This is a genomic window from Gilliamella sp. N-G2 (assembly GCF_002142215.1).
Taxonomy (GTDB): domain Bacteria; phylum Pseudomonadota; class Gammaproteobacteria; order Enterobacterales; family Orbaceae; genus Gilliamella.
In genome coordinates, this window is sequence record NZ_NAST01000045.1 from 1 (window position 1) to 7,451 (window position 7,451).

The following is a 7,451-nucleotide window of genomic DNA, read 5'->3' on the forward strand; positions in this document are numbered from 1 at the left end:
TTATTTAATTCCAAAAAGGTAAAAAGGATTATTTTAAATAATAAATATCCTAGCTTCATCATCAATATATCCTCGTCATTTTACTGTTACTCATCTAACCATACTGTACTAAAAATAAACATTAAATAAGAATAACAACTTGATTAATAAAATAAATATATTTAAAAAAATTAAGCAAAATCCCCGAAACATTTATTACTGGTGTTTATAAAAAAAGAGAGGTTAATCGAATAAGTAATTGAAATAAACAATACAAATGATATTGGATATATCATCAAAAGATATTATAAATTGACATATATCAGTTTTTAGCGTGGATCTTCCTGTATTTTGTTGTTAGCATGGCTTATATGTCTATTTTTATGTGATGTTATTTTGTAATTAATATGATGAATTTATCGATCAAAAAACATTTATTTTCCTGGGGTGTCATTATCATACCCTCGTTTGTTGCGTTAGCTGAACCACCGCCAAAAACGCAACAACTAAGTGACCAACAACTGCTCCGCCAACAAGAGCGTGATAGAGCCCTTCAAGATACACTAACGCCTTCGGCACCTGACATCCATTTATTACCACCTACTCATGAAAAAAGTGATATTCATTTTCCAACAGAGTCATTATGTTTCAATATTCATCAGGTGCAATTATTAGAGCGAGATAAATTGCCTTGGTTTATTCCTATCAATAAACTGGCTCGTCAAGCAGAGCACCGTTGTTTAGGTGTAGAAGGTGTCAATTTATTGATGACCAAAATACAAGACCGCTTAATTAGCTATGGATATATCACCACTCGCGTGGTGGCGCCTGAACAAGATTTAACGTCAGGCACATTAAAACTATTATTAGTGGAAGGTAAAGTGCGAAAACTCTACTACAGTGATGATAGTGATAAATATGCTCAATTGTATAGCGCAATGCCAGTAAGAGAAAATCAACTTCTTAACTTACGTGATATCGAACAAGGTCTGGAGAACCTACAGCGGTTACCGACAGTATCCAGCCAAATGAAACTGGTACCGGGTGATAAACCTGGGGAAAGTGATGTGGTTATCACGCGAGAGCAAAGCAAAATGTGGCGATTAGGGTTATCAGTTGATGATTCGGGCACAAAAGCGACTGGCCGAGACCAAGCTGGTGCGACTTTATATTTAGACAATCTATTATCCTTAAGCGATGCGTTTTATGTCTCGGGTGGTCACGATATTAATGGTAAAGGGAAATATGGCTCACGTAACTTCCTCTTATCTTATTCTATCCCTTATGGATATTGGTTACTGAGTGCATCATTATCCGGCAATAAATACCATCAAACGATAGCCGGTCAAAATGAGAATTTTGAGTATAGTGGTCGCAGCCGCAATTCTAATGTACAAATCAGCCGAGTAATTCATCGTAATGAATCACAAAAAACAACCTTAAGTTATGGCATTACCCTTCGTGAATCTCATAACTATATTAATGACACTGAAATGGAGCTCCAACAACGTAAAACTACGCATTGGCAATTAGGGTTACAACATCGACATTATATTGACGATATTACTTTAGATTTTGGTGTTAGCTATCAAAAAGGGGTTCGTTGGTTTAACGCCAAAAAAGCCCCCGAAGAAGACAATCCTAAAGATACCATCAGTGCATTGTCAAATATTTTTCTGGTTAATTTCTCCGCCAATGTGCCATTTAAAGTAAAAGAGCAGTCGTTTCGCTATCGTTTAGATTATCAAGGCCAATATACCCGTGGTGATGACTTAACTTCACCAGACCAATTTTCAATTGGTGGTCGTTGGTCTGTACGTGGTTTTGATGGGGAATTAACATTAAAAGCAGACCGTGGATGGTACTTGCGTAATGAGCTTTCTTGGCAAGGGCCATTTAATCATGAGCCATATCTAGGTATCGATACGGGTGAAGTGTCGGGCAATAAAAGTGAGTACCTACTAGGTCGACACTTAACTGGCGGTGTGTTCGGTATTCGTGGAAATAATTATGGTTTTTATTATGACCTCTTTGCCGGTAAACCAATCCGCAAACCAAAAGGTTTTAAAACCAACCCTTTAACATTAGGTTTTAATGTTAACTGGAACTATTAAAATAATTATTTAGTCATACAAAGCAATAAATACAAACAAAAGCAAGTCCTAACGTTGTACCGTAATAAATCTTAAACAAGAATAAGCAGTATTAAGTAAGGAATAGATGATGAATAAGAAGTTATATCGAGTTATTTTTAATAAAAAGCGTGGTCTACAAATGGTGGTGGCGGAAATCGCTAAAACATCAGGTGGTAAAGAAAAAACGGCTACGGATGAAAAAGTACCAGCACTCAAATCACTTTTTTATACACTTAAACCGATAACCTTATTCGTATCTCTTTCATTGGGTTTTGTCACTCTCAGTTCACCCGTCTATGGTGCCAGCGATATTGTTGCCGATAAACAAGCCGCGAAACATCAACAACCGCAAGTGATTAATACTGCTAACGGTATTACACAGGTCAATATTCAAACGCCAAATAATAAAGGGGTTTCCCACAATAAATATCAGCAATTTGATGTTGCACAGCAAGGAGCGATATTAAACAACAGTAGTAAAATCAGTCAAACTCAAATTGCGGGTCATGTACAAGGTAATGAATTTTTAAAAAACAGTGGACCGGCTAAAATCATTTTAAATGAGGTCAATTCTCGTAACCCAAGTCAACTTAATGGTGTACTTGAAGTCGCCGGTCAAAAGGCGCAGGTTATCATTGCCAACCCCTCAGGCATTACCTGTAATGGTTGTGGCTTTATTAATGCCAGTCGCTCAACGCTCACGACCGGTAAACCTATTCTACAAAATGGTGATTTAACCGGTTATCAGGTTGAGCAAGGTAAGATTACAGTCACCGGAAAAGGATTAGATAGTTCAGAGCAAAGTTATACCGATTTAATTTCCCATACTGTATCAGTCAACTCGGCTATTTGGGCAAATGAGCTTAATGTGGTAACGGGTAAAAATAAGGTTAGTCAAGACAGCCAAACCGTTGAGCCTTTAGATGATACTAATTCAAGTGAAAGACCAGAGGTATCTATTGATGTCTCACAATTTGGTGGGATGTATGCCGGCTCAATACGCATGGTGGGCACCGAAAAAGGGGTCGGTGTACATAATGCAGGTGAATTAGGTGCCAGTATCAACAATATTAGCATTAGTGCCGAGGGTAAAATAACTAACCGCGGAGCGATACAGGCGACAAAAGATATTCAAATCAGTAGCCGAGATAATATTGATAATCAAAAACAAATTTACAGTAAACAAAATATTAAACTCAATAGTGGTAAAACCATTAATAATGATGGAACGTTAATTGCACAAAAAGATATAAAACTTAGTGCCAATAATATCCATAGTCAGCAAAAGAGTGCCATCATTGCGGGTATTGATACACAAGGTAAACTGACGCAATCAGGTAATATTAACGCCGATGCTAATGTCATTGCCTTAAACGGTCAAAATAAAGCCGGTGACAAATTATCATTAAAGGCCAAGCAAGCCATTAATCTTGATGATAGCCAAACGTATGCCAATGAGATAAATCTGATTGGTGACCAACTTTCGATTAAATCTGCACATTTACAAACTGAGCAACAACTCAATTTGAATCATACCGTATCAATTGATACCTCCAACGCCACATTGCAAACCAAAAAAGGGATTGCCGTATCAACCGAGACATTAACCAATAACAATGGCACATTCATTGCTGAAGAAGATGTTGCAGTGAAGGCAAATCATGTGCAAAGTCAAGCTGCTAACATCTTAACGTATGGCAAATTGACCATTGATGCCGATGATATAGATATGCAAAAAGCCGCGTTAAGTGCTAAAGATGCTATTACTGTTTCCGCTGGCAACATCAATGCTGATGAGCTTGCACTTATCACTGAACAGGACCTAAAGATTAAGGCACAAGATTTATCGGCTAACCAAGCGGATTTACAAGCGAAGAAGTCAATTCATATCAATGCCAATAACCTTTATGCGCAATATCTTAAATTACTGACCACTGATGCCCTATCACTAAAGGCGAATAATTTAGTGTTAAATCATTCAGAAATCAGTGCGTTAGGTTATCTTGATGTTGCTGCTAAAACACTACAGAATAAACAATCACGTTGGATTGCTGACAAGGATATCAATGTTAAAGCCGAGGATATTGACAACCAATCAAGTCAATTAAAAGCAACGGGTTCAATTAATTATCTATTTACGCATTTAAATAACAACGATACCATCTTAGTTAGTGGTCAAGATTTAATCTTTACTGGTGATAAATTACAAAATATCAACGCAAAATGGCAAAGTGGTCATAACACCACCATCAATATAACAGGTTTATTTGATAATCAATCAAGCCTCATTATATCAAAAGGTGAATTAGCGATACGAGCGCTAACAATAAATAACGATAATGGTCAGTTAATTTCTGACCAGACGTTATCCATTGACAGCAAACAATTGAGTAGTCATAACGGGATATTACAAGCTGAGCAAGCACTGAATTTAAACGTAGCCGAGCAACTTGCTGCACACGCAGCTAGTTTATATTCAGGTCAGCAAATGGTTATTGACAGTGACAACATTGACCTGAGTGATGCCACTATCGGTGCTAAGGGGAACATTGCTTTAAGAGGTGCACAGCAGCAATTAAACCATAGTGAGATTTTATCTAACGGCCAAATTAAGCTATCGGCAACTAATATTAAGGCCGATGATGCAATTATCAAATCTGCCAACGATTTAACTATTCAAGCGCTAGCTTTTGCCGCATTTAACCGGGCTCAACTGGTGACTAATCAGATATTAACGATTGTGGCCGAGCAAGCTGAAAGCGCTAACTCGATGATGTATGCCAAATTGGGGATAGGCATGCATTTTAATGCGCTCAATAACCAAAACGGCAGTTGGTTAAGTGAAGGAGCTATTTCGCTGTTTGCTAAGCAGTTTAATAACCAAAATGCAACCATTGAAGCAAAACAAAATATCGATATTACTGCTGAGCAATTCAATAATCGTGACACAGCATGGTTAACTGAGGGTGGACTGATTATTGATGCTACTGACATTGATAATCACTCCGCGCAGATGCAGAGTAAAGCCGGCATAGACATTCATGCTCAACATCAATTAAACAATGATAATGCTTTGCTTATTAGTGAACAGGGTATCAATATTCAGGCTGATGAGATGAGCAATACCCATGCTCAGTTTTTCGGCAATCAATCTATTGATATCAATGCCAATCGTTTTGATAACCAATATAGTACCTTTTTTTCCGGCGGTAAAATAAACTTCATAAGCCAAATTTTCAATAATGAAGATAGTGAAATCAAAGCTAAACAAGGGATTGATATCCAAACGCAATCCGCCGCCAGTGACCGGGCCAATTATGTGACTGAAGGGGATTTCACTTTCAGCAGCCAACAAGCCGCCCTGAATAACGCGATCATTGCCAGCAAAGGCAAAATGAATATTACTGGTGACCAGCAATTATCATTGCAAGATGCTCAGTTAACATCACTGGGCCAGATGCAACTTAAAGCTGACACACTTAATAGCTCAGCATCAGACATTTACAGTTTGGGAAATATTGATATTACCGCACAAACCGTAAAGAATGATAACGCCTCACTCATCAGTGACCAAGACATCACCATACACGCTGACACGATAGATACAACTGAAAGTGAAATAGGCGCAGAGGGGAATATCAACGTCAACGCCATAACACTTAACAATAATAAAGCCAAATGGGTAGCTAAAAAAGCCATCAGCATTAATGCGCAGCAGTTAGCCAATACTGCCGCTCAATTAGCCAGCCACCAATCGCTTAACATCCATGCGAAACACATTGATAATCAACAAGCTATTTTTAGTACAAAAGAAAATATTGTGATTGATGCTGATGATCTGGATAACAGCCAAGCAAAACTATTTAGTGACCAATCCGTTATCATAGCGGCAAATCACTTAATTAACCGTGAAGGGGTGATTAAAGCAGCGGATGAGATTACGATTAACAGTCAAAACATTGATAATAATCAAGCTATTTTCGTTGCTGAAAAGGATATTCAGATCCATGCCAACACACTGAATAATACCAAAGCAGCACTTCAATCCCAATCACAAATAGTGTTAAAAGCCGATCAGCTAAATAATGAGTCAGCATTACTGCTCGCGGGTGATAAAGGGCTTAATATCACCAGCCAAAACCTGAATAATCAGCAAGCACAGCTTTATTCTAAAGGGGATTTAACAATCGACACCCAGAGCATGGATAATCAACATGCTAACATGATTGCTGAAAAAGCCTTGAATATTCATACTGACCAGTTAAACAATCAACATGCCGAATTACAGGCTAAAGGCAATATCACGATTGACGCAACTGAGCAAAATAATCAGCAAGCGACAATATTATCGGAAAACGATATCAAACTAAAAGCCACTGAAAGTTTAGATAATCGTGAAGCACAGTTCACCGCAAATGGGTTGATTGATATTCAATCAACTCATCATATCGACAATTCACAGGCTAATTTGCTCTCTAATAAGGGTATAGTTTTAAAATCAGCAAATGTGATAAATCAATCGGCGACATTAAAAACCAATGGACTGATAGATATCAAAGCAAACTCACTGGATAATCAAGCATCTGAATATCAGGCCAATAATATCGTGCTTGAAAGTGATGATTTAAACAACCAACAAGCCAAATTAACCGCCAATCAAAATCTGATAATCAATGCCCAAGATTTTGATAACCGTCATGGACACTTACTGGCCAATGATATCTATTTAAAAACTAAAGCATATCGTGGTGATGGCACCATGAAAAGCCAAAATAATTTATCACTGGATTTACAAGACAGTTTTATTAATGAAAGTGAATTGTCTGCAAATGGGCATTTAGCGATTCGCACACAAAAAGATATTGTTAATAAAAATAAAATCACCGCAGGTCAACAAGTTTCTTTAGAAAGCCAGCAGTTAACCAATGAACAACAGGCTGAAATTAGTGCTGAGTATCTCTCATTAAAACACCAAAACGTGACCAACCATGGATTAATTGATGCAACAACGGCGGTGATGCGAACCCATCAATTAGATAATTTAGCCGGTGGCCGAATTTATGCAGATAACTTAGCTATTCATGCCAATATATTAAATAATCTGGCAAACAATAACATGGCTCCGGTCATTGCAGCTCGGCAAAATTTCCATTTAGGTGTGGGTACGTTAAATAACTATGCCCATGCCCAATTACTTAGTTTAGGTAATTTTGTGATTGGCGGTGAACTGGATGAAAACTGGAGTGTGACTGGCTCTGCCAAGCAAATTAATAACCACTCAGCCACGATTGAAGCACAGGGTGATTTATATATAGCGACTAATGAACTTAATAATAT

The 7,451-nt window shown here is 37.7% G+C and carries 2 protein-coding genes; both read left to right on the forward strand.

Translation table 11 applies throughout. The annotated features are described in order from the left end of the window. The first annotated feature begins 386 nt into the window (after positions 1 to 386). The gene (locus B6C99_RS12525) at positions 387 to 2,093 is read left to right on the forward strand and encodes a ShlB/FhaC/HecB family hemolysin secretion/activation protein (protein WP_086360134.1); all 1,707 of its coding nucleotides are present in this window, start codon (positions 387 to 389) and stop codon (positions 2,091 to 2,093) included. Between the two features lie 109 nt (positions 2,094 to 2,202). After that, positions 2,203 to 7,451, forward strand: a 5,249-nt coding sequence (locus B6C99_RS12530) for a filamentous hemagglutinin N-terminal domain-containing protein (RefSeq protein WP_158092483.1), incomplete at its 3' end; no start/stop codon positions are given.